The organism is Bradyrhizobium sp. 154 (assembly GCF_023073875.1).
Lineage (GTDB): Bacteria > Pseudomonadota > Alphaproteobacteria > Rhizobiales > Xanthobacteraceae > Bradyrhizobium.
In genome coordinates, this window is the sequence record NZ_JADPKG010000056.1 from 49,348 (window position 1) to 73,211 (window position 23,864).

The window sequence follows — 23,864 nt, forward strand, 5'->3', positions numbered from 1 at the left end:
GTAACAACAATAATGTCGGTCGATAGCCTTCCCCAGTCATCCATTCCGATCACGTCGCCGCTGCGGCCGCGCTTCGGATTTCTCACCTCGACGCCAATCATCGCGACGGCCACGGTCTTGCTCGGGCTGGTCGTGGTGATCTCGATTCTCGCGCCGCTGATCGCGCCGCATGATCCGATCCAGCTTGCGCCGTCGCAGCGGCTGAAGCCGTCGTCGGCGCAGTTCCTGCTCGGCACCGACGCCTACGGCCGCGACCTGCTGTCGCGTGTCATCTATGGCGGCCGCATCTCACTCCTGATCGGCATCGGTTCGGCGATTCTCTCGGTCGCCATTGGGCTTGCAATCGGTCTCGTGTCCGGCTTCTTCAAGCTGGTCGATGCCGTGATGATGCGGATCATGGACGGCCTGATGGCGATGCCGAGCATCCTGCTCGCGATCGCCGTGGTGTCACTCTCTGGCGCCAGCCTCTGGACCGTGCTGATCGCGATCACCATTCCGGAAATCCCGCGCGTGGCGCGCCTGGTGCGCTCGGTGGTGCTGTCGGCGCGCGAGGAGCCCTACGTCGAGGCAGCGATTTCGGTCGGCTCCAGCCTGCCGAAGATCATGTGGCGGCATCTGATGCCGAACACGATTGCACCGCTGATCGTCCAGGGCACCTATGTTTGCGCCTCCGCGATCCTGACCGAGGCCATCCTCTCCTTCCTGGGCGCCGGCATTTCGCCGGAGACGCCGACCTGGGGCAACATCATGGCCGAGGGCCGCCAGTACTTCCAGCTCAAGCCGTCGCTGATCTTCTGGCCGGGCCTGCTGCTCTCGATCGCCATTCTCAGCATCAATTTGATCGGCGATGCCGCCCGCGACGCCCTCGATCCGCGCATGAAGCAGCGGGAGGGGAAGTGAAACAGGTAATAGTGTCATTCCGGGGCGCGCCTCTTGGCGCGAACCCGGAATCCATTTCACCGCTTGGACTGACGCCCGGTGGATTCCGGGTTCGCGCTGCGCGCGCCCCGGAATGACGAAAGACCCTGCATGACCAGCACCATCCTCGACATCAACAACCTCGTCGTCTCCATCGGCAAGAAGCCGGGTGGGCCGAAGATCATCGACGGCATCTCGATCCAGGTACGCGAGCGCGAGACGCTGTGCCTCGTCGGCGAAAGCGGCTCGGGCAAGTCGGTGACCTCCCTCACCACGATGGGCCTGTTGCCGAAGGGCACGCTGGTGCCGACCGGCGGCAGCATCAAGCTGGTCGGCGAGGAGCTGCTGACCGCGACCGACCGCCGCCTGCGCCAGCTCCGCGCGACGCAGATGGCGATGATCTTCCAGGAGCCGATGACCGCGCTCAATCCGGTGGTGCCGGTCGGCCGCCAGATCGACGAGGTGCTGCGCGCCCATACCGATCTTGACGCCAAAGCGCGCAAGAAGCGCATCCTCGACATGATGGAGCAGGTCCGCCTGCCCCAGGTCGAGCGCATCTTCGCCTCTTACCCGCACCGCCTCTCCGGCGGCCAGCGCCAGCGCATCATGATCGCAATGGCGCTCGTGCTCGAGCCGAAGCTGCTGATCGCGGACGAGCCCACCACCGCGCTCGACGTCACCACGCAGAAGCAGATTTTGACCCTGATCCGCGACCTCCAGCGCGATCACGGCACCGCCGTGCTGTTCATCACTCACGATATGGGCGTGGTGGCCGAGATCGCCGACCGGGTCGCGGTGATGCGGCAGGGCCGCCTCGTCGAGACCGGCGCGCTCGATACCGTGCTGCGCAATCCCACCATGGAATACACCCGCAATTTGCTCGCCGCAGTGCCGAGCTTGGTGCCGCGCGCGGCGCGGGACGAGACCAAGGAGCCGGTGGTGCTGGAAGCCAACGAGCTCAGCAAGGTCTATAAGGAGCGCGCCTTCTTCGGCAAAGGCCGTGAGGTCGTCGCCGCCGACAAGGTGACGCTGACACTGCGCAAGGGCCGTACGCTCGGCATCGTCGGTGAGAGCGGTTCCGGCAAGTCGACGGTCGCGCGCTGCATCGTCCGCTTGATCGATCCGACCTCCGGCGGCGTGCGCCTCGCCGGCCGCGAGATTGCCGATATCTCGCGCCGCCTGCTCCAGCCGCACCGGCAAAAGATTCAGATCGTGTTCCAGGATCCCTATCGCTCGCTCAATCCGCGCGTCACCGTCGGCGAGAGCATCGCCGAAGGCCCGATCAACTACGGCGTCTCGCACACCGAGGCGATGAAGCGGGCGCGCGATCTGCTCGAGTTGGTCGGCCTGCCGGTCGATGCGGTGTCGCGCTATCCGCACCAGTTCTCCGGCGGACAGCGCCAGCGCATCGCCATTGCCCGGGCGCTCGCGCTCGATCCCGATGTGCTGGTCGCGGACGAAGCGGTCTCCGCGCTCGACGTCTCCGTGCAGGCGCAAGTGCTGGAGCTGCTCGACGAGATCCAGAAGCGGCTCGGCATCGCGATCCTGTTCATCACCCATGATTTGCGCGTCGCCGCGCAAATCTGCGACGAGGTCGTGGTGATGCAGCACGGCCGCGTCGTCGAACAGGGCCCCGCCGCCGAAGTGCTGACGCATCCGAAGGAGGCCTACACCAAGGCACTGCTGGATGCGGCTCCGGGGCGAGGCTGGGACTTTGCGAACTTCCGGCCGGTGTCGGAGGGCGTGGCGGCGAGCGCCTGACGTCGTTCTGGCGAAAGCCAGAACCCATTACGGGAGACGTTTGGCGAGGCTCATCACTCGGGACTACAGCGCACACGACAGATGGACCTCGCGGTGGCTCCTGGTCTTCGCCAGGACGACTCCGCGGTGTGGCAGATGGCTCCTCTCACACCCCACCGCATCCGCAGCATTCCCAAAACGATCTGACCCCATGCATGGCGCGATTGCTTCCCACCTTGCTCTTGCAGCAAGGCCAAGGCTAACTTCGCGCACTCTTGATCGATTGGACTGGATCGAATGACACGTATCGCCGTCGGCGGCTTCCTGCACGAGACCAACACCTTCGCGCCGACGAAGGCGACGTTCGCGGACTTCCAGCATGGCGGCGGCTGGCCGGCGATGACGCAGGGCGCCGACGTGTTGAAGGTGATGCGGCGCATCAATGTCGGTCTCGCGGGCTTCGTCGACGGCGCTGAAATGAACGATTGGGAACTCATCCCAACGATCGCCTGCGGTGCGAGCCCGTCGGCGCATGTCACCAAAGATGCTTTCGAGCGCATCGTGAAGGTGATGATCGACGGCATCGCAGCCGCCGGTCCGCTCGATGCCGTCTATCTCGACCTGCACGGCGCGATGGTGGCCGAGCACCTCGACGATGGCGAAGGCGAGATCCTGGCGCGCGTGCGCCGGATCATCGGCAAAGATATTCCGCTGGTCGCGAGCCTCGACCTGCACGCCAACGTCACGCCCGAGATGATCGAGCATGCCGACGCGCTGATCGCCTACCGCACCTATCCGCATGTCGACATGGCCGCAACCGGCCGCGCCTGTGCGCGCCATCTCGCACTGCTCCTGAAGTCCAGGCAACGCTTCGCAAAGGCGTTCCGGCAATTGCCATTCCTGATCCCGATCAGCTGGCAGTGCACGAGCGACCAGCCGACCAAAAGCATCTACGAGAAGCTCGCCGCGCTGGAGGGTGACGCGGTTCCGACGCTGTCCTTCGCGCCCGGCTTCCCCGCCGCCGATTTCCGCGATTGCGGGCCGAGCGTGTTCGCCTATGGCAAGACGCAAGCGGACGCCGACCGCGCGGCCGATGCGCTTCTCAAGCTGATCGAAAGCCACGAGGACGACTTCGACGGCAAGATCTGGTCGCCCGACGACGGCGTGCGCCATGCGATGGAGCTTTCCAAGGGTGCGAGCAAGCCGATCGTCATCGCCGACACCCAGGACAATCCCGGCGCGGGCGGCGATTCCGATACCACCGGTATGCTGCGCGCACTGGTGCGCAACAAGGCAAGTGCCGCGACGGGGGTGATCTACGATCCGGAATCGGCCAGAGCCGCGCATGCAGCCGGCGTCGGGGCCGCCGTCACGCTGTCGCTCGGCGGCAAGTCCGGCATTCCGGGCGACGAGCCCTATCGCGAGACCTTCGTGGTCGAAAAACTCTCCGACGGCCGCTTCATCGCGTCCGGCCCTTATTATGGCGGCCGCGAGATGGAGATGGGCCCCTCCGCAGCCTTGCGCATCGGCGACGTCCGCGTCGTCGTCTCCTCGCACAAGGCGCAGCTCGCCGATCAGGCAATGTACCGCTATGTCGGCATCGAGCCGACGCGAGGAAGATTTTGGTCAACAAGAGCTCGGTGCACTTCCGCGCCGATTTCGAGCCGATCGCGGAAAAGCTGCTGATTTGCGCCGCACCGGGCGCGATGCCGGCCGACACCGCCTGCCTGCCCTGGACGCGCCTGCGGCCGGGCATCCGCATCAAGCCGAACGGACCCGCCTTCACCCCTTCCTCACGCTAACCGGACAGGACACATGCCCACGATCGACCGCATCGACGGCTATGCCGACGAACTCACCGCTATCAGGCGCGACCTCCACGCCCATCCCGAGATCGGCTTTGAGGAAGTGCGCACCTCCGGTATCGTCGCCGACAAGCTGAAGAGCTGGGGCATCGAGGTGCATCGCGGTCTCGGCGGCACCGGCGTGATCGGCGTCATCAAGGGTAAGGGCACGAGCGGCAAGCGCATCGGCCTGCGCGCCGATATGGACGCGCTGCCGATGGAAGAGAACACCAATCTGAAATGGAGCTCGAAAATTCCCGGCCGCTTCCACGGCTGCGGCCACGACGGCCACACCACCATGCTGCTCGGCACCGCGCGCTATCTCGCCGAGACCCGCAATTTCGACGGCACCGTGCACCTGATCTTCCAGCCGGCCGAGGAAGGCCTCGGCGGCGCCCGTGCCATGATCAAGGACGGACTGTTCGAAAAATTTCCCTGCGACGAGCTCTACGGCCTGCACAACGCGCCCGATCTCAACCACGGCGAGATCGCGATTCTGCCGGGCCCGGCGATGGCCGGCGCCGACTTCTTCGACCTCCGCATCACGGGCTACGGCGCGCATGGCGCGATGCCCGAGCGATCCAAGGACGCGGTGATCATCGCGACCACGCTGGCGCAGGCGATCCAGACCATCGTCAGCCGCAACGTCGAGCCGCTGCAATCCGCCGTCATCTCGATCACCCAGATCCATGCGGGCTCCGCCTATAACGTCATCCCAGGCGAAGCGCATCTTTGCGGCACCATCCGCACCTTCTCCAACGAAGTCCGCGCCATGATCAGCGAGCGCATCCGCACGATCTGCGCTGGTATCGCCGCCGCATTCCAGTGCGAGATCGCGGCCGACATCCGCGACACGTTCGGCGTGCTGGTCAACCAGGTTGAGCAGTCCAAGGTGGTCGAGGAGGTCGCGCGCACCGTGGTCGATCCTGCCAACGTGATCACCCGCGCCCAACCGAAGATGGGCAGCGAGGATTTTGCCGACATGCTGCAGACCATCCCCGGCGCCTATTTCTGGGTCGGCCATGACGGCTCGGTGCCTGTGCACAATCCCGGTTTCGTGCTCGACGACAAGATCCTGCCGATCGGCGCCAGCATGTTTGCCCGCATCATCGAAACCCGCATGCCGGTGGGGGGCAATGCATAAAGAGAGCGTCGAAGAGACGGTCACCTCGCTGCATGATCTGTCGGCGGTCGATCTGATCGCGGGCTATCGCGCCAAGCAGTTCTCGCCGAGCGAGGTGCTTGAAGACGTGCTTGCGCATGTCGCGGCGTGGGAACCGCATCTGAAGGCGCTCTATGCATTCGATCCCGACGGCGCGCGCGAGGTCGCAAAGGCCTCGACCGCGCGCTGGAGCGGCGGCGAGCCGTGCGGCGCACTGGACGGCGTGCCTGTTACGGTGAAGGACAACATCGCGACCAAGGGCGTGCCGGTGCCGCTGGGTGCTGCCAGCGTCAAGCTGGTGCCGGCCGAGAAGGACGCACCGCCCGCCGCGCGGCTGCGCGAGGCCGGCGCCATCATCTTCGCCAAGACCACCATGCCCGATTACGGCATGCTGTCCTCCGGTCTCTCCAGCTTTCACGCGCTCGCGCGCAATCCCTGGGACCTCTCCAAGAATCCCGGCGGCTCCAGCGCGGGTGCGGGCGCCGCCGCTGCCGCCGGCTATGGTCCCTTGCATCTCGGGACCGATATCGGTGGCTCGGTGCGCCTGCCCGCCGCTTGGTGTGGCCTCGTCGGATTGAAGCCGAGCTTCGGCCGCGTGCCGATCGATCCCGCCTATGTCGGCCGCGTCGCAGGTCCCATGACCCGCACGGTCGACGATTGTGCGCTGATGATGAGCGTGATCGCCAAGCCCGATCGCCGCGACGGGATGAGCCTGCCGGCCGAGCCGCTCAACTGGAAGGGGCTGGAGAAGTCTCCGCGCAAACTGCGCATCGGCCTGATGCTCGATCCCGGCGTCGGCCTGCCGCTGGACAAGCCGGTGCGCGAGGTCGCCGTGAAGGCGGCCAAGGCGTTCGAATCCGCCGGCGCGATCGTGACCGAGGTCGACGGCATTCTCACACGCGACATGCTCGACGGCCTCGACAATTTCTGGCGTGCGCGCATGTGGGACGATCTGTCCAAGCTGACGCCGGCCGAGCAGGCCAAGGTGCTGCCCTACATCTTCAAATGGGGCGAGTCCGGCGCAAAGCTGTCAGGCGTCGACGTCATCCGCGGCTTCAATCAGACCATGGCGATCCGCGCAGCAGCAGGAAAGCTGTTCTGCGAGATCGACTATGTGATCTCGCCGACCGCGCCGAATGTGAACTATCCGGCGGAATGGGCCTCGCCCACCAACGATCCCATGAAGCCGTTCGAGCACATCGCCTATACCGTGCCGTGGAATATGTCGGAGAATCCCGCGATCTCCGTCAACGGCGGCTTCGACGCCAAGGGTTTTCCCATTGGCGTGCAGATCGTCGGCCGTCGCTTCGACGATATCGGCGTGCTCGGCATGGCCAAGACTTTTGAAGGTCTACGCGGCCCGCAGCGGCCTTGGCCGAGCCCGCCGGCGGGTTAGAATCGCATCTAGCGTCTGCGCACAACTCGTCATGCGCGGGCTCGACCCGCGTATCCATCCTCTCCGAAAAAGATGGATTGCCGGGTCAAGCCCGGCAATGACAGAATTGATTCAACAATGACAAGGGAAGGAAACCACCATGGCCTATGAGACGATCAAGTACGAGGTCGCCGAGCAGATCCTCACCATCACGCTGAACCGGCCCGACAAGCTCAACGCCTTCAACGCACAGATGCAAGCAGAGCTGATCGACGCGTTCGACGCCGCCGACAAGGACGACAATATCCGCGCCATCATCGTCACCGGCGCGGGCCGCGGCTTTTGCGCGGGCGCCGATCTTTCGTCCGGCGCGGATACGTTCGACCGCGACGCGCGCCGCGGGCCGGTGAAGCGGCTCGCCGACGGCAAGGTCGATTACAGCGATCCGCAGGTGCGCGACGGCGGCGGCCAGGTGACGCTACGCATATTCAAATGCTTGAAGCCCGTCATCGCTGCCGTGAACGGCCCTGCCGTCGGCATCGGCGTCACCATGCAGCTCGCGATGGACATCCGCATCGCCTCGGATGCCGCTCGCTTCGGCTTCGTGTTCTCCCAGCGCGGCATCGTGCCGGAGGCCGCCTCGAGCTGGTTCCTGCCGCGCATCGTCGGCATCTCGCAGGCGCTGGAATGGTGCTATTCCGGCCGCGTCTTCCCGGCACAGGAAGCGCTCTCCGGCCGTCTCGTCAGCAAGGTCGTGCCGCCCGATGATCTCCTGCCGACGGCGCGCGCGCTTGCCCAGGAATTTGCCGCCAAGACCGCGCCGGTCTCGATCGCCCTGATCCGCCAGATGATGTGGCGCATGATGGGCGCGGACGATCCGATGGAGGCGCACAAGATCGACAGCCGCGGCATATACGCCCGCGGCCGCTCCGACGATGTGAAGGAAGGCGTGGTGTCGTTCCTGGAAAAGCGTCCGGCGCAATTCAAGAACAAGGTGTCCAGCGATATGCCGGACTATTTCCCGTGGTGGACCGAGCGGGAATATAAATAGTTCACGGTCATTCCGGGGCTCGCGAAGCGAGAACCCGGAATCTCGATTCCGGGTTCGCCCTTCGGGCGCCCCGGAATGACGGTGGTAAAACTCAATCCATCACCAGCGCCACGCGGCCGATCGCCTTGCGCTCGATCAGCAATCGCATCGCCTTTGCATAGTCTTCCAGCGGCAGGCGATGCGAGACGTTGGGACGCAGCTTGCCCTCCTCCGCCCATTGCAGCAGCGCCTTCAGGCGCACGTCGCCGAGTGCGGGATTCCTTCGAACCGCTTCGCCGGCGCGCACGCCTAACACGCTCGCGCCCTTGATCAACAGGAGATTGGTCTTGGCCGAACCGATGCCGCCGGTAAAGCCAATCACCAGCAATCGCGCGCCCCAGGCGATGCAACGCATCGAATCCTCGAACACCTGGCCGCCGACGGGATCGAACACCACATCCGCGCCGCGGCCGTCGGTGATGTGCTTGACAGCATCGCGAAACGGCTCACGATCGTAGCGGACGAGATGATCGGCGCCGCGCGATTTCGCGATCGCCAGCTTCTCGTCGCTGGAGGCGGTTGCGATCACGGTCGCACCCAGCATCTTGCCGATCTCGACGGCCGCGAGACCGACGCCGCCGCCGGCGCCATGCACCAGCAGCACCTCGCCCGGCGCGACCCGGCCGCGATCGATCAGTGCATGATAGGCCGTGCCATGACCAGCGAGATAGGTCGCGGCCTCAGCATAGTCGAAAGTGGACGGCTTAGGGGTGAGTTGCGATGGCGTCACCACCGCTTCATCCGTGAAGGCGCCGTGGCGCATCTTCACGATGACCTTGTCGCCGACGGCAACGCCCCTCGCCTCCGCACCCACCTCGATGACGTCCCCGGCAGCTTCCATGCCGGGCGTGAACGGCAGCTCCGGCTTGAGCTGATATTCGCCAGCCGCCATCAGCACGTCGGGAAAGTTCAGGCCGGCAGCGCGGATCGCAACGCGCACTTCGCCGGGCTTTAGCGGCGGCGACGGAAACTCCTCCAGCCGCAACGTCTCGGGCGCGCCGAGTTCGCGGCAGATGACGGCCCGCACCATCAGGCCGCACTCGCCTTTTGACGCTGCAGCGCCTCGCGGATCAGCGGCAGGCGGTCGTTGCCAAAGTACATGTCGGTCTTGCCGACGAAGATCGTCGGCGAGCCGAAACCGCCACGCGCCACGACCTCTTCGGTATTGGCCTTGAGCTGGTCTTTGATGCCCTGCTCTGCGATGCCGGCGAAAAATTTCTGCTCGTCGATGCCGACCTTCTTGCAGATGTCGGCGAGCACCGCGTCCTGCGAGATGTCCCTGTCCTCGCCCCAGTAGGTCTCGAACACGGCCGCGGCGAACGGCACCATGTGATTGCCGAGCCAGATGCAGCCGCGCATCGCCTTGACGCTGTTCACGGGAAACACGGTCGGCGGCATCTTGATCGACAGGCCTGCCGAGCGCGCCCAATCGGCGAGATCCTTCTTCATGTAACGCGCCTTGAGCGGCACCGGCTTTTCGCGCTGCGCGTAGACGCTCGGATTGACCGTGTTGAAGATGCCGCCGACCAGGATCGGCCGCCAGATGATCTCCGCGCCGAGCTCCTTCGCCAGCGGCTGGATGTTGTGAAAGGCGAGATAGGTCCAGGGGCTGGAACAGTCGAAGAAGAATTCGATCATGGCGTTTCCGGTCCGGCGTCGCGGGGTTGACGACTTTTGTCGTTCTGTACCTCGACGTTAAGACATGGCAGGAAGAGGCGCAACATAACCCGCCGGGAGGCCGCCATGCTGTTTCCAACCACGATCGCCGGCTCCTTGCCGAAGCCGGAATGGCTCGCCGAGCCCAACATGCTGTGGGCGCCCTGGAAATCGCAGGGCGAGGAGCTCTTGCGCGCCAAGCGCGACGCGACGCTGATCTGGCTGAAGATCCAGGAGGACGCCGGCATCGACATCGTCACCGAGGGCGAGCAGGCCCGCCAGCATTTCGTGCACGGCTTCCTGGAGAAGGTCGAAGGCATCGACTTCGCGCATAAGGTCGAGATGGGCATTCGCAAGGACCGCTACAAGGCGATGGTGCCGCAGGTAGTCGCTCCGCTCCGGCTCAAGGGCCGCGTTCATGCCGACGAGGCGCGCGTCGCGCGCTCGCACACGAAAAAGAAGCTGAAATTCACGCTGCCCGGCCCCATGACCATCATCGACACGATTGCGGACCGCTATTACGGCGACCGCGTGAAGATGGCGTTCGCTTTCGCCGAGCTGCTGAACGAAGAGGCCAAGGCGCTCCAGGCCGACGGCGTCGATCTCGTGCAGTTCGACGAGCCCGCCTTCAACGTCTATATGGACGAGGTCAACGACTGGGGCATCAAGGCGCTGGAGCACGCGGCGCAGGGTCTCACCTGCGCCACCGCCGTGCACATCTGCTATGGCTACGGCATCAAGGCCAACACTGACTGGAAGGCGACGCTCGGCAGCCAATGGCGGCAGTATGAGCAGATCTTCCCGGCAATCGATGCCAGCCCGATCCAGCAGGTCGCGATCGAGTGCCGCAATTCGAAGGTGCCGCTCGACCTGCTGGCGCTGCTCAAGACCAAGATTGTGCAGGCCGGCGTGATCGACGTAGCCAGCGACACGGTGGAGACGGCGGACGACGTCGTGAAGGTGATCGAGGCAGTGTCGAAATTCGTCCCGAAGAGCAACATCATCGCCACCACCAATTGCGGCATGGCGCCGATGCGGCGGGAGATCGCCGAAGCCAAGCTGATGGCGCTCGGCGCCGGCGCGGCGCTGGCGCGCGAGAAACTCGGGTAATGGCAAGGGCGCGCTGTGCTAAGGCAGCGCCGTCGGATGCAACACGGGCGCGTAGCCGGAGTTCAATGTGCGCAGCGTCGAGGGCGGCGTCAGTAACGTCGCTTCGCCAAGCTGACGCTCGACCGCGGTATAACCCGCCGGCGACCACAACAGCGCCCTGCCCCGCATCACCAGAAAACTCTCCTCGCCCTGCTGAACCATTGCGCCGTCGGGGAGCTGGTCGAGCGGCACCAGCAGTACGTGCAGTCGTTTGCTGCCGTGATCGAGCCGCTCATGATGCAGCACCGTGTCGATGTCGTGCATGCGGACGCCGTGCACGCGATTGCCCTTTTCCCACGCAGCCCGGAAGCGATTGGCATCGTCGCGGCGGCAATAGAAGCAGGGGCGATGGCCGGCGGCGAGCGCAGTGGCCTCGTCCAGGAAGAACAGCTCGGTCCAGCTTCGCTGTGCCATCACCTCGCGGCGCCGTCCGCGGAATTCGCAAGTGCAGGTGAGCCAGGCCGGCGACGACCACCGCTTCCGAAGCAGCGTCTTCGTCGCGGGATCATGGATGATGCCGCGATTGCCGGTGAACAGGCCGCGATGGGGCGTGGCAATGATCTCACCAGTCGGCGTGACGCGATTTTGCAGGGGCATGGCTGCCTCCGCCCGTTAAACCGACGTCATTCCGGGGCGGTCCGCAGGACCGAACCCGGAATCTCGAGATTCCGGGTTCGATGCTTCGCATCGCTCCGGAATGACTTCGTCTCTCACGCGGCCCCGTCGCGAAGCGGCGGGTGGTAGGACAGCGCAGTGTCCCAGGGGAAGAAGATCCAGGTATCCTGCGACACTTCCGTGATGAAGGTATCAACCAGCGGACGCCCCATCGGCTTGGCGTAGACGGTGGCGAAATGCGCATTGGGCAGCATCTCGCGCACCAGCTTGCCGGTCTTTCCGGTATCGACAAGGTCGTCGACGATTAGAAGCCCCTTTCCGGTGCCGCCGCCGAGCTTCATCGCCGCCTCGGAAATACTCTTGAGGACCTGAAGCTCGCCCTGCTTGTTGTGGTCGTAGCTGGCGATGCAGACCGTATCGATCACGCGCACGCCGAGCTCGCGCGCCACGATCGCGGCCGGCACCAGGCCGCCGCGGGTGATCGCGATCACTGCATGGAACGGACCGACCTCGTTGAGACGCCAGCTCAGCGCCCGGCAATCCCGGTGGAATTGGTCCCAGGAGACCGGGAAGGCCTTGCCCGCCCGCTCCTGCGCGCTCAGTTCCGGTGATTCACCCGCCATTGTCGTCTCCTGCTTCGTAAAACGTCCGGCAAGCCGGGCGCTTTAGCGGGTGATGTTCAATCCCGCCAGCATTTCCTTCACCGCCGACATCGCCGCCGCGAGCTTATCCGCATCGCGCGAGCGCACCACCAGATTGGTGTTCGGCCTTTGCTCCTCATCCATGAAGGGATAGCTGCCGATGATGGTGTCGGGATGGGCGGCCGCGATCGCGCGCAGCGGGCTGCCGATGTCGCCCTCGCGCGCATTGGCGCGGACCGATTCGGAAAGCATGCGTACGCCGGATTTCAGCTTGGGCGAGACGATGTCCATCATCGCCTGCATGATCGAGGGCACGCCGGCCATCACGATGACATTGCCGATCTTGAAGCCCGGAGCGAGGATGGTCGCGCTCTGGATCAGCTCAGCACCGTCAGGGATGCGAGCCATGCGCAAGCGGGCCTCGTTGAGGTCCTGCTCGCTCCAGCGCTCGCGGAAGCGGGCGACCACCTCCGGGTGATGGTCGATGCCGACGCCGAAGGCCTTGGCGACGCTGTCGGCAGTAATGTCGTCATGGGTCGGGCCGATGCCGCCGGTGGTGAAGACATAGGTGTAGCGCTGCCGCAGTGCATTCAACGCGGCGATGATGTCGTCCTCGTCGTCGGAGACGATCCGGACTTCCTTGAGGTCGATGCCGATATTGGTCAGGTATTCGGCGATGAACCCGATGTTCTTGTCCTTGGTTCGGCCGGACAGGATTTCGTCCCCAATGACCAGAATGCCCGCCGTGACGATCTCGCTCATAAAACTGTCCCTCACCTGTGGCGCCAACTTTGCCGAGGTAACGCGTTGAAGTCACGCGGTTTTGCCGCCGAAATAAGCAGTCCTCAGCCATTTTTTCAGGCAAGCCGCCGGCCATCCTCGGCAAATGCCCATCCTCCATGCTTATCGCGCTGGCCCGCCCCTTGCTACCACATGAAAGTCATGCACTCTTGCCGCATGGCCACAGGACGTTGCGGTCTCCACCAAGGCCGGCGCGACTTGGCTCATGCCGCAACGCCTGGGAGAACAGTCGGGATCTATGGCAGTCGCGTTTGATGAAATGAATATTCCCGGCGGCGACCTGCGGCCTGCTTATCAGGAGCTGGCGCGCTGGCTCAAGGAGACGCCTCCCGAGGCCCTCGAATATCGCCGCCAGGAGGCGGAGTTGCTGTTCCGCCGCATCGGCATCACCTTTGCGGTCTATGGCGAAGCCGAGTCGACCGAGCGCCTGATCCCATTCGACGTGATCCCGCGGATCATGTCCGGCAAGGAATGGGCGCTGCTGGAGAAGGGCCTGAAGCAGCGCGTGCGTGCGCTCAACATGTTTTTGCGCGACATCTATCACGGCCGCGATATCCTTCGCGCCGAAATCGTGCCCGACGACCTGATCTTCCAGAACCCGGTGTTCCGGCCCGAGATGAACGGCCAGCAGGTGCCGCACGATGTCTATGTGCACATCGCCGGCATCGACATCGTCCGGACCGACGCTGAAGACTTCATCGTGCTGGAGGATAATGCGCGGACGCCTTCGGGCGTGTCCTACATGCTGGAAAACCGCGAGATCATGATGCGGCTGTTTCCGGATCTGTTCGCCCGCCACAGGGTGGCGCCGGTCGAACGCTATCCGGACGAGCTTCTCGCGGCGCTGCGCTCGGTCGCGCCGCAAAGCGCCTCCGGCGAGCCGACGGTCGCCCTGCTCACGCCCGGCGTCTACAACTCCGCCTATTACGAGCACTCGTTCTTGGCCGACAAGCTCGGCATCGAGCTGGTCGAGGGCCGCGACCTCATTGTCAAGAACAACGAAGTGTTCATGCGGACGACGGAGGGGTTGAAGCGGGTCGACGTGATCTACCGCCGCGTCGACGACGATTTCCTCGATCCGCTCACCTTCCGCCCCGACTCCGTGCTCGGCGTGCCGGGCCTGATGTCGGCCTATGCGGCCGGCAACATCACGCTCGCCAATGCTGTCGGCACCGGCATCGCCGACGACAAGGCGATCTACTCCTACATGCCCGACATCGTAAAATTCTATCTTGGCGAGGAGCCGATCCTGAAGAACGTGCCGACCTGGCGCTGCCGCGAGCCGAAGGATCTCGCCTATGTGCTGGACAATCTGGGCGAACTCGTCGTCAAGGAAGTCCATGGCTCCGGCGGCTACGGCATGCTGATCGGCCCCGCCGCGACGAAAGCCACGATCGAGGCCTTCCGCGAAAAACTGAAGCGTGAGCCGGAAGGCTTCATCGCGCAACCGACGCTGGCGCTCTCCACCTGCCCGACCTGTACCGCAAGCGGCCTCGCCCCGCGCCATGTCGACCTGCGGCCTTTCGTGCTCACGGGCAGCAAGCGCACCACGATCGTGCCGGGCGGGCTGACACGCGTTGCACTGAAGGAAGGCTCTCTGGTCGTCAATTCCAGCCAGGGCGGCGGCACCAAGGACACCTGGATTTTGGACGAGTAGAGATGCTGTCGCGTACCGCCGAAAACCTCTACTGGCTCGCTCGCTACGTCGAACGGGCCGAGTACCTCGCGCGCACCATCGATGCGACGCTGCGCGTCACCGCGCTTCCCGCCGCCTATATCGGCAAGACCAATGAATGGGACTCGGCGCTGCTCACCGCCGGTGTCGCCGGCAGTTTCTATCAGCAATATGAGGAAGCCAACGAGCACAACGTCGTCGATTACCTCTCGTTCTCGGCGGCAAACCCGTCCTCGATCAAGAACTGCATCGAGGCGGCCCGCCTCAACTCGCGCTCGGTGCGCACCGCGCTCACCAGCGAGATGTGGGACACCATCAACTCGGCCTGGATCGAGCTTCAGGCGGTCTGGAGCAAGGGCACCTCCACGCGGGAGGACCTCGCAAAATTCCTGCGCTTCGTGCAGGAGACCTCGCTGCGCTTCGACGGGTCGGCCTACCGGACCATGCTGCGCAACGACGCCTACTGGTTCTCGCGGATGGGCGTGCATCTCGAACGCGCCGACAACACCGCGCGCATCCTCGATGTGAAGTATCACGTGCTCTTGCCCGAGAAAGAGCATGTCGGCGGCCCGCTCGACTTCTATCAGTGGAGCTCGATTCTGCGCTCGGTCTCGGCGCTGACGGCCTATCACTGGGTCTATCGCGAGACGCTTAAACCGTGGCTGATCGCAGACCTGCTCATCCTCAACGACACGCTGCCGCGCTCGCTGGCAAGCTGCTACGGCAATCTCGTGCGCAACCTCGACCAGATCGGCGTCGCCTATGGCCGCCAGGGCCCCGCTCAGCGCCACGCCCGCGGCATCCGCAACCGGCTGGAACACAGCAATATGAACGACATTTTCCAGCACGGCGTGCATGAATTCATTCAGGAATTCATTACGGACAATTCAAGGCTGGGCGAAATCATCACGAAGCAGTATTTGATCTGATACAGGCTGTCATTCCGGGGCGCCCGAAGGGCGAACTATGGTGCGCAATTGCGCACCTGAGAATCTCGAGATTCCGGGTCTGGTCCTTCGGGCCATCCCGGAATGACGGAGCAAGTTAATCACCATGCGCCTGCGAATCCAGCACACCACGACCTATCGCTACGAGCCGCCGGCGACCAGCGTGATCCAGATCCTGCGCATGACGCCCGGCAGCCATGACGGGCAATACGTGGCGGAATGGCAGATCGACGTCTCGACGGACACCAAGCTCGACACGCACGAGGACGCGTTCGGCAACGTCACCCATGTGCTGTCCTGCGGTCCCGTCGGCGACATCAAGATCACCGCCGAAGGCCTGATCGAGACCCACGACACCGGCGGCGTGCTGCGCGGCACGGACGAGCGCTTTCCGGCCGGCATGTTTCTGCGCTCAACCGACCTCACCTCCGTCAATCCAGCGATGATGGCGGTTGCGCGCCAGTTGCGCAGCGAGGCCGAGAGCGACACGCTCGGCTTCCTGCACACGTTGATGACCGAGATCGGCGATCACATGACCTTCGACGAGGACCCGACCAACAGCGGCACCTCGGCGGCGGAGGCGTTCACGCTCAAGCGCGGGGTCTGCCAGGACTACGCGCACATCTTCATCGCCTGCGCACGCAGCGGCGGCGTGCCGGCGCGCTTCGTCTCCGGACACTTCCTGCGCTCTGACGGTACGGTGCACCAGGAGGCCGGCCACGCCTGGGCGGAGGCCTACGTGCCCGATCTCGGCTGGGTCGGCTTCGATCCCGCCAACAGCATCTGCGCCACCGACGCCCATGTCCGCGTCGCGATCGGACTCGATTATCTCGGCGCAGCCCCCGTGCGCGGTACCCGCTATGGCGGCGGCACGGAGACTCTGGCGGTGGCGGTCAAGGTCGAGCAGGCCGGCCGCGGCGGGCAGTCGCAATCGCAGTCACAGCGGCAAAGCTAACTCGTCGTTCCGGGCGTGCCTCAGCACGAGCCCGAAATCCATTGGCCGCAGAGTTAGCGGAGGAATGGATTTCCGGCGCCCCGGAATGACGACATGATCCCTAGGAATCGGGGTTGGAGCGGCTCCCGAAATTGGCTAGTAATTCCGCGCAAACGCGTTCGGGGACTGGAAATGACCTATTGTTGCGGAATCCTGGTTCGGGACGGTCTGGTGATGATCGCCGACACCCGCACCAATGCCGGCCTCGACAACGTCTCGACCTTCCGCAAGCTGCACATCTTCTCCAAGCCCGGCGAGCGCATCATGGCGATCGCCAGCGCCGGCAACCTCGCCATCAGCCAGTCGGTGCTGTCGACGCTGACGGAAGGCCTGGAGGACCCCGACACGGGCGAGATCGAGACGCTGATGAACGCGCCGACCATGTTCCAGGCCGCCCAGCGCATCGGCCGGGCGATCCGGGCCGTGCACGCGACCGAAGGTCCGGCGCTGAAGTCCGAGGACGTTTCCTTCGACGTCTCCTTCCTGTTCGGCGGCCAGATCAAGGGTTCCCGGATGCGCCTGTTCATGATCTACACCGCGGGCAATTTCATCGAGTGCACCACAGATACGCCGTACTTGCAGATCGGCGAGCACAAATACGGCAAGCCGGTGCTCGACCGCGCCATGCACTACGACGTCGAGCTTTACGAGGCGCTGAAGACCGGCCTGATCTCGATGGACTCCACCATGCGCTCGAACCTCGGCGTCGGCCTGCCGATCGACGTGCTGGTGGTGCGCAACGATGCCTGCGAGGCCGATCTCAATCACCGCATCGAGGCGGGCGAGCCCTATTTCCACGATTTGCGCTCGCGCTGGTCGGCGGCGTTGCGCGCCGCACATCAGAACATTCCGCGCCCGCCCTACAAGAACGAAAAAGAACCCAAAACCTGACAGCATGACAAAAGGCAGGAAACGATGAGTGAAGCAAAAAAGATCGCAGTGGTGACGGGCGCCGGCACCGGTGTCGGGCGTGCGGCGTCGCTGGCGCTGATGAACACCGGCTTCACCGTGGTGCTGGTCGGGCGCAGGCTCGACATGCTCGAGGAGACCGCAAAGCTCGGCCCCGCAGGAAAAAGCCTGTGTGTCACCGCCGACATGACCAAACCGGACTCGATCGCGGCGCTGTTTGCCAAGGTGAAGGAGACCTATGGCCGCCTCGACCTGCTCTTCAACAACGCCGGCATGGGCGCGCCGGCCGTCAACTTCGAGGATCTCAGCCTTGAGCAGTGGCAGGCGGTAGTGAACACCAACCTCACCGGCCCGTTCCTGTGCACTCAGCACGCCTTCCGCATCATGAAGGACCAGACCCCGCGCGGCGGCCGTATCATCAACAATGGTTCGATCTCGGCACACGCGCCGCGGCCGTTCTCTGCCGCCTACACCTCGACCAAGCACGCCATCACGGGTCTCACCAAGGCGTCCAATCTTGACGGCCGCATGTATGACATCGCGGTCGGCCAGGTTGATATCGGCAATGCCGCCACCCCGATGACCGACCGCATGGTCAACGGTCCCGGCGTGCTCCAGCCCGACGGCACCACCAAGCACGAGCCGCGCATGGATGCCAAGGCGGTCGGCGATGCCGTCGCCTACATGGCGAGTTTGCCGCTCGACGCCAATGTGCTGACCATGACGGTGATGGCGACCAAGATGCCGTTCGTGGGGCGGGGGTAAACAAAGAACGCAGCGCCTCCACAATCATCCTTGCGAGCGCGGCGAACCAATCCAGGATTTCTCTGCGGAGGGATTCTGGCTTGCTTCGTCGCATCAGCGCAAAATTGCTTCGCAATTTTGTCGCGAGCTCCTCGCAATCACGCGTCGAAGGGCGGAGTGTTACTCCAAACTCTCCACCTGGCGCAGGCTCGGGAACAGCTTCATCCACAGGAGCGCCACCGCGACGGTGGCGACGCCGCCGAGCGCAGCGGCGGGCATGGCGCCGAACAGGGCGGCGGTGAGGCCGCTCTCGAACTGGCCGAGCTGGTTCGAGGCATTGATGAAGAGGAAATTCACCGCTCCGACCCGGCCGCGCATCTCGTCGGGCGTGGACAGCTGCACCAGTGAGAAACGGATCACGACGCTAATCGTGTCGGCGGCGCCGAGAACGGCGAGCGCGAGCACCGAGAGCCACATCCAGGACGACAGCGCGAATACGATCGTGGCGACACCGAACACGATCACGGCCTGAAACATGCGCAGGCCCACATGCCGCGAGACGGCGTGACGCGCCAGCACCATGGTCATCAAGAGCGCGCCAACCGCAGGTGCCGCACGCAGCACGCCGAGCCCGACTGGCCCGGTCTGGAGGACGTCGCGGGCATAGATCGGCAGCAGCGCCGTCACGCCGCCGAACAACACTGCGAACAGATCAAGCGAGATGGTGCCGAGGATCGCAGGATTACTGCGGATGAAGCGGACACCGGCAAAGATGTTGTCCGAGTTCGTCCCTTCCTTGGCGACCGCCTGCGGACGCGGCCGGATGAAGCCGGTCAAGATCATCCCAAGGATCCAGAACAGCACCATCACTGCATAGGCGAGATGCGGCGCCACCGCATAGGCAAAGCCGCCGAGCGCGGGCCCCGTAATGGTCGCGACCTGCGCCGCGCCGCTGGAGACCGCGGTGGCGCGCTGGAGAGAACCTTGCGGTGCGATCAGCGGCAGCAGCGCCGCCGTGGTCGGGCTCTCGAAGGCGCCGGCAATGCCGAGCACGAAGGTTGCGACGAAGATCTGCACCTCGCCGACCGCGCCGAGATAGGTGATCACAGCGAGATAGAGTGCGGTTGCCGCTTCCACGAGCTGACAGAGCTGGACGACGCGCTTGCGCTCGTAGCGGTCGGCGGCATGGCCGGCGACGAACACGAGCAGCGCGGTGGGCAGAAACTGCACGAGGCCGACCATGCCGAGATCGAAGGCCGAGCCGGTGAGATCGTAGATCTGCCAGCCGATCGCGACCGCCGCGATCTGGCTGGAGAAACGCGACAGGCTGCGCGAGAGCAGGAAGAACAGGAAGGCGCGGTGGGCGAGGAGCGCGCGGGCACTGACCGGCGGATTACCGGATATTGACTGCTCTGGCATCGCCGCTTCGACCACCTCTTGGATCGTCTTTTGGGTCACCCTCGGACCGTCCGTGCCCTGATCTCGACGCGCCCCCGCGTGACTGAGGGGGACCGGCTTGTCAACAGCGGGACGCCTCCCGCATGTCCCGGCATTGCCTTTGCAACGCAGGCGCGGCCATAATCATTGAGGCTTTGGGGACATCATGCTGCGCTTGCAATCGGCACTCGGCATTTTCGCATTGCTGCTGATCGCCTTCGCGCTCGCAGAGAATCGCCGCGCCGTATCGCTGCGGCAGGCGGCGATCGGCCTCTTCGTCACCTTCGTCACCGCCATCGTCCTCCTGAAGTTACCCGCGGTCGCGCGCGCCTTCGGCGCCATCAACGACGCGGTCGGCGCGATCTCCGCGGCCTCGCGCGCCGGCTCCTCGTTCGTGTTCGGCTATATCGGTGGCGGCGCCCTGCCCTTCGAGGTCAAAGTGCCCGGTGCGGATTTCATCCTGGCGTTCCAGGCGCTGCCGATCGTGCTGGTGATGAGCGTGCTGACGACGCTGCTGTTCTATTGGCGGGTGCTGCCGCCGATCGTGCGGGGCATGGCCTGGCTGCTGGAGCGCACCTTAGGGGTCGGCGGCGCCGTGGGGCTGTCGACCGCCGCCAACATCTTTCTCGGCATGGTCGAGGCGCCCCTGTTCGTGCGGCCGTATCTGAAGCAGATGACCCGCAGCGAATTGTTCCTGGTGATGACCGGCGGCATGGCCGGCATCGCCGGCACCGTGCTGGTGCTCTATGCGACGCTGCTGGCACCCCTTATCCCCGATGCCGCCGCGCACTTCGTCATTGCCTCCGTGCTGGGCGCGCCGGCCGCGATCCTCGTCAGTCTGATCATGGTGCCCGAGACATCCGACAGACGCACCGGCGGCGCGCTGGAAAATCCCGAGATGGAGGTCTCCGGCACGATGGACGCGATCGTGAAGGGCACCACCGCGGGCCTCGAGCTGCTGCTCAACATCGTCGCAATGCTGCTGGTGCTGGTGGCTCTGGTCTATCTCGTCAACGCCATCCTTGGCCTGCTGCCCGATATCGGCGGCGCCGCGATCTCGTTGCAGCGCCTGCTGGGCCTCGCGATGGCGCCGGTGTGCTGGCTGATGGGATTGCCATGGGACCAGGCGGTCACCGCCGGCAGCTTGATGGGCACGAAAACCGTGCTCAACGAATTGATTGCCTATGTCGACTTCTCAAAACTGCCGCCCGACGCGCTCGATCCGCGCTCGCGCCTGATCATGCTCTACGCGATGTGCGGCTTCGCCAATTTCGCCAGCCTCGGCATCATGATCGGCGGCTTAGGGGTGATGGCGCCGGAGCGGCGCGAGGAGATCAACGCGCTGGGGCTGAAGTCGATCGTGTCGGGGACGCTGACGACGTGCCTGATGGGAGCGGTGGTGGGGGTATTGAACTAGACTTCTCTCCGCTTGTCATTGCGAGCGAAGCGAAGCAATGCAGTCTGCATCCGCGGAGAGATTCTGGATTGCTTCGTCGCAAGGGCTCCTCGCAATGACGAGTTGAGAGGCCTGCGCCCCTCCAACAATAGCGCCTACGCCTTCAACTCCACCGTCTTGAACTCCGCCGGCAGGATCACCTCCAGCAATTCCACATCGTCCGAGTAATCCAGAATCATGTGCTTGATCTTCGGCGGCTGGGTCCAGGCGCTGCCCTCTTTCATCAAGGTCTCGCCCTGCCCGTCCATATAAGTCTTCACCCAGCCCTTGAGCACGTAAACCATCTGGAATTCGACATCGTGATAGTGAAGCTTTGAGACCTCGGCCGGATTACACGGGCCTTGCAGACGGATGACATGCGCTTGCGCCAGGCCATGGGTCGCATCGGCGATGCCAAGGTCGCGATATTTGGCATAGGCGCGCAGGCCGTCGGCTTTGAAATCCTCTTCGCGGTGATGGCTGATGGCGATGCGCTGCTTGGGCCGGGCGGGTTTGCTCTGAGCGAGCATACGCGCCTTCGCCTTCACTGCCTTGCGCGCCGCGGATCGAGCTGCGGCCTTGGCTCCACTCCGCTTCTTCACCGCGGCTTGCGCTGCGCTGCGCGATCTTACTTTTTTGACCATCGGCCCGCCTCCCGTTGCTTGTTATTATGCGGCGAGACTAGCACAGAACGAGATGATGTAGCCGGGGCAAAGCGAAACGTGCCCACCATTGCGAGAAGCAGTCGCGGAGACGGTGGGCGCGGCGCGAGCGCGCCTTTGCTCGCCTACGAAGCCGGTGCTCGATCTCAATGCAGCCGGAACACGCCGTCGACAGCGCGGAGTTCGGCCGGCTTGATCAGCTTGCAATGCGCCACGGTAACCGAGTGCAGGGGGCCGTCGAGCCTTTCCTGCCAGAACGCCAGGAAATCCTTCAGCGCCGGAAATTTCGGAAACATGTCGTAATTCTGCCAGACGTAAGTCTGGAGCAGCGACGGATGATCCGGCATCCGATAGAGAATTTGCGCCGTCGTCAGCCCGTAACCCAGCATCTGCTTCCGGAAATCCTCGGAAACGCCCCCACTCTGCAGTCCCATGCCAAACCTCCTTTGCAGGAGCGCATTCAAGGGGCGGCCTGGTCGGTGTGCGCCTTACGAGCCACCCGGTACTGATGCGCTCACATGTGAGAAATGTGACGCAAACTGACAATTCATCTCAAGCCCAAAAGTTTAACAAGCTGTTGAAATTCAATGCGTTAGCAGCAGATGCGGCTCCGTGCTAATACGGCCCGGCGCACCGTTAACGATGTGAAAGAGATTCTGGCAGTCCGCGCTTCCGGGTGCTAATTTTCTGCTAGAAGCCCTTGCCCCCGCAAAATTCCTGTCCTATTTCTTCCTCGCCTGTGCTAGCACTCGCGGGCAACGACTGCTAACAACCTCGAATTCCTCAACTCTTGCAATTGCTTAGGAGGACTGCATGAAATTCCGTCCGCTTCACGACCGCGTCGTGGTCAAGCGCATCGACGCAGAAGAGAAGACCGCTGGCGGCATCATCATTCCCGACACTGCCAAGGAAAAGCCCTCCCAGGGCGAAGTCATCGCCGTCGGCCCCGGTGGCCGCGACGAGTCCGGCAAGCTGATCCCGATCGACCTCAAGGTCGGCGACCGCGTGCTGTTCGGCAAGTGGTCCGGCACCGAGGTCAAGATCGACGGACAGGATCTGCTGATCATGAAGGAGAGCGACGTTATGGGCGTTCTCGAAGTCAGCGAGTCCAAGAAGAAGGCGGCTTAAGAGCCCCGCTCCCTTCCCTTTAAATTTCAAGGAAAAATCCAGATGGCAGCCAAAGAAGTCAAATTCTCGGTTGAGGCGCGCGACAAGATGCTGCGCGGCGTCGACATCCTCGCCAACGCGGTGAAGGTCACGCTCGGTCCCAAGGGCCGCAACGTCGTGCTCGACAAGTCGTTCGGCGCTCCCCGCATCACCAAGGACGGCGTCACCGTCGCCAAGGAGATCGAGCTCGAGGACAAGTTCGAGAACATGGGCGCCCAGATGGTGCGCGAAGTTGCCTCCAAGTCCGCTGACGCGGCCGGCGACGGCACCACTACCGCGACCGTGCTCGCGGCCGCGATCGTGAAGGAAGGCGCCAAGTCTGTCGCCGCCGGCATGAACCCGATGGATCTCAAGCGCGGTATCGACCTCGCGGTCGAAGCCGTGGTGGCAGACCTCGAGAAGAACTCGAAGAAGGTTACCTCGAACGACGAAATCGCCCAGGTCGGCACCATTTCCGCCAACGGCGACGCCGAAATCGGCAAGTTCCTCTCCGACGCCATGAAGAAGGTCGGCAACGAGGGCGTGATCACCGTCGAGGAAGCCAAGTCGCTGGAGACCGAGCTCGACGTCGTCGAGGGCATGCAGTTCGACCGCGGTTACATCTCGCCCTACTTTGTCACCAACGCCGACAAGATGCGCGTTGAGATGGACGACGCCTACATCCTCATCAACGAGAAGAAGCTCTCCTCGCTGAACGAGCTGCTGCCGCTGCTCGAGGCCGTTGTGCAGACCGGCAAGCCGCTGGTCATCGTCGCCGAGGACGTGGAAGGCGAAGCGCTCGCGACCCTGGTCGTGAACCGCCTCCGCGGCGGCCTGAAGGTCGCGGCCGTCAAGGCTCCGGGCTTCGGCGATCGCCGCAAGGCCATGCTCCAGGACATCGCGATCCTGACCGGCGGCCAGGTT

General features: G+C 64.1%; 22 protein-coding genes and 1 pseudogene. 15 read left to right on the forward strand and 8 right to left on the reverse strand.

What is annotated here, in order from left to right:
• The first annotated feature begins 12 nt into the window (after positions 1–12).
• From IVA92_RS15360 to IVA92_RS15385, 6 genes and pseudogenes are all read left to right on the forward strand, one after another.
• The gene (locus tag IVA92_RS15360) at positions 13–900 is read left to right on the forward strand and encodes an ABC transporter permease (protein WP_247280084.1); all 888 of its coding nucleotides are present in this window, start codon (positions 13–15) and stop codon (positions 898–900) included.
• Between the two features lie 129 nt (positions 901–1,029).
• Positions 1,030–2,679 (forward strand): ABC transporter ATP-binding protein, encoded by a 1,650-nt coding sequence (locus IVA92_RS15365; RefSeq protein ID WP_247280085.1) that lies wholly within the window; start codon positions 1,030–1,032, stop codon positions 2,677–2,679.
• Between the two features lie 276 nt (positions 2,680–2,955).
• Positions 2,956–4,460 (forward strand): annotated as a pseudogene (locus tag IVA92_RS15370) (M81 family metallopeptidase).
• Between the two features lie 13 nt (positions 4,461–4,473).
• Positions 4,474–5,646, forward strand: coding sequence for a M20 aminoacylase family protein (locus IVA92_RS15375; RefSeq protein WP_247280086.1), 1,173 nt, complete (start codon positions 4,474–4,476; stop codon positions 5,644–5,646).
• Complete coding sequence (locus IVA92_RS15380) at positions 5,639–7,060, forward strand: amidase (RefSeq protein WP_247280087.1); 1,422 nt, start codon at positions 5,639–5,641, stop codon at positions 7,058–7,060. Before IVA92_RS15375 ends, IVA92_RS15380 begins: the two co-directional genes overlap by 8 nt.
• Before the next feature lie 139 nt (positions 7,061–7,199).
• A complete protein-coding gene (locus IVA92_RS15385) occupies positions 7,200–8,090 on the forward strand; it encodes a crotonase/enoyl-CoA hydratase family protein (RefSeq protein WP_247280088.1) in 891 nt (296 codons plus the stop codon).
• Positions 8,091–8,181: 91 nt separating this feature from the next.
• Here the strand turns inward: IVA92_RS15385 and IVA92_RS15390 are convergent, their stop codons facing one another.
• Both IVA92_RS15390 and IVA92_RS15395 read right to left on the reverse strand, forming a co-directional pair.
• The gene (locus IVA92_RS15390) at positions 8,182–9,159 is read right to left on the reverse strand and encodes an NADPH:quinone oxidoreductase family protein (RefSeq protein WP_247280089.1); all 978 of its coding nucleotides are present in this window, start codon (positions 9,157–9,159) and stop codon (positions 8,182–8,184) included.
• Positions 9,159–9,767 carry a 2-hydroxychromene-2-carboxylate isomerase gene (locus IVA92_RS15395; protein ID WP_247280090.1) on the reverse strand — a complete coding sequence of 203 codons (609 nt, stop codon included), beginning with the start codon at positions 9,765–9,767 and terminating at the stop codon, positions 9,159–9,161. The genes IVA92_RS15390 and IVA92_RS15395 overlap by 1 nt, the downstream gene beginning before the upstream one ends.
• Positions 9,768–9,872: 105 nt before the next feature.
• On the opposite strand from IVA92_RS15395, the gene IVA92_RS15400 reads away from it, so the two are divergent.
• The gene (locus IVA92_RS15400) at positions 9,873–10,895 is read left to right on the forward strand and encodes a methionine synthase (protein ID WP_247280091.1); all 1,023 of its coding nucleotides are present in this window, start codon (positions 9,873–9,875) and stop codon (positions 10,893–10,895) included.
• Positions 10,896–10,913: 18 nt separating this feature from the next.
• Here the strand turns inward: IVA92_RS15400 and IVA92_RS15405 are convergent, their stop codons facing one another.
• The 3 genes from IVA92_RS15405 to IVA92_RS15415 form a co-directional block, all read right to left on the reverse strand.
• Positions 10,914–11,531, reverse strand: coding sequence for a hypothetical protein (locus IVA92_RS15405; RefSeq protein WP_247280092.1), 618 nt, complete (start codon positions 11,529–11,531; stop codon positions 10,914–10,916).
• A 113-nt stretch (positions 11,532–11,644) separates the two neighbouring features.
• Complete coding sequence (gene gpt / locus IVA92_RS15410; RefSeq protein WP_247280093.1) at positions 11,645–12,172, reverse strand: xanthine phosphoribosyltransferase; 528 nt, start codon at positions 12,170–12,172, stop codon at positions 11,645–11,647.
• 42 nt (positions 12,173–12,214) lie between these two features.
• Positions 12,215–12,952: a molybdopterin-binding protein gene (locus tag IVA92_RS15415; protein ID WP_247280094.1), complete on the reverse strand. Its 738-nt coding sequence runs from the start codon at positions 12,950–12,952 to the stop codon at positions 12,215–12,217.
• A gap of 277 nt (positions 12,953–13,229) precedes the next feature.
• Between IVA92_RS15415 and IVA92_RS15420 the strand changes: the two genes are divergently transcribed.
• From IVA92_RS15420 to IVA92_RS15440, 5 genes are all read left to right on the forward strand, one after another.
• Positions 13,230–14,648 (forward strand): circularly permuted type 2 ATP-grasp protein, encoded by a 1,419-nt coding sequence (locus IVA92_RS15420; protein ID WP_247280095.1) that lies wholly within the window; start codon positions 13,230–13,232, stop codon positions 14,646–14,648.
• A 2-nt stretch (positions 14,649–14,650) separates the two neighbouring features.
• The gene (locus IVA92_RS15425; RefSeq protein WP_247280096.1) at positions 14,651–15,595 is read left to right on the forward strand and encodes an alpha-E domain-containing protein; all 945 of its coding nucleotides are present in this window, start codon (positions 14,651–14,653) and stop codon (positions 15,593–15,595) included.
• A 124-nt stretch (positions 15,596–15,719) separates the two neighbouring features.
• Positions 15,720–16,568, forward strand: a complete 849-nt coding sequence (locus IVA92_RS15430; protein ID WP_247280097.1) for a transglutaminase family protein — start codon at positions 15,720–15,722, stop codon at positions 16,566–16,568.
• Positions 16,569–16,739: 171 nt separating this feature from the next.
• Complete coding sequence (locus IVA92_RS15435; RefSeq protein ID WP_247280098.1) at positions 16,740–17,498, forward strand: proteasome-type protease; 759 nt, start codon at positions 16,740–16,742, stop codon at positions 17,496–17,498.
• A 24-nt stretch (positions 17,499–17,522) separates the two neighbouring features.
• Positions 17,523–18,281: an SDR family oxidoreductase gene (locus IVA92_RS15440; protein ID WP_247280099.1), complete on the forward strand. Its 759-nt coding sequence runs from the start codon at positions 17,523–17,525 to the stop codon at positions 18,279–18,281.
• A 159-nt stretch (positions 18,282–18,440) separates the two neighbouring features.
• Here IVA92_RS15440 and IVA92_RS15445 read toward each other — a convergent pair whose 3' ends face one another.
• Complete coding sequence (locus IVA92_RS15445) at positions 18,441–19,679, reverse strand: MFS transporter (RefSeq protein ID WP_247280100.1); 1,239 nt, start codon at positions 19,677–19,679, stop codon at positions 18,441–18,443.
• Positions 19,680–19,863: 184 nt separating this feature from the next.
• Between IVA92_RS15445 and IVA92_RS15450 the strand changes: the two genes are divergently transcribed.
• Positions 19,864–21,114: a nucleoside transporter C-terminal domain-containing protein gene (locus IVA92_RS15450; protein WP_247280101.1), complete on the forward strand. Its 1,251-nt coding sequence runs from the start codon at positions 19,864–19,866 to the stop codon at positions 21,112–21,114.
• A 134-nt stretch (positions 21,115–21,248) separates the two neighbouring features.
• On the opposite strand, the gene IVA92_RS15455 is transcribed toward IVA92_RS15450, so the two are convergent.
• Together IVA92_RS15455 and IVA92_RS15460 are read right to left on the reverse strand one after the other, a co-directional pair.
• Positions 21,249–21,776 carry a cupin domain-containing protein gene (locus tag IVA92_RS15455; protein ID WP_247280102.1) on the reverse strand — a complete coding sequence of 176 codons (528 nt, stop codon included), beginning with the start codon at positions 21,774–21,776 and terminating at the stop codon, positions 21,249–21,251.
• 164 nt (positions 21,777–21,940) lie between these two features.
• Positions 21,941–22,228: an usg protein gene (locus IVA92_RS15460; RefSeq protein ID WP_247280103.1), complete on the reverse strand. Its 288-nt coding sequence runs from the start codon at positions 22,226–22,228 to the stop codon at positions 21,941–21,943.
• A gap of 379 nt (positions 22,229–22,607) precedes the next feature.
• Between IVA92_RS15460 and IVA92_RS15465 the strand changes: the two genes are divergently transcribed.
• Both IVA92_RS15465 and groEL read left to right on the forward strand, forming a co-directional pair.
• Positions 22,608–22,922, forward strand: coding sequence for a co-chaperone GroES (locus IVA92_RS15465; protein ID WP_247280104.1), 315 nt, complete (start codon positions 22,608–22,610; stop codon positions 22,920–22,922).
• A 42-nt stretch (positions 22,923–22,964) separates the two neighbouring features.
• On the forward strand, positions 22,965–23,864 hold a 900-nt coding region (gene groEL, locus IVA92_RS15470; protein WP_247534256.1), incomplete at its 3' end, for a chaperonin GroEL.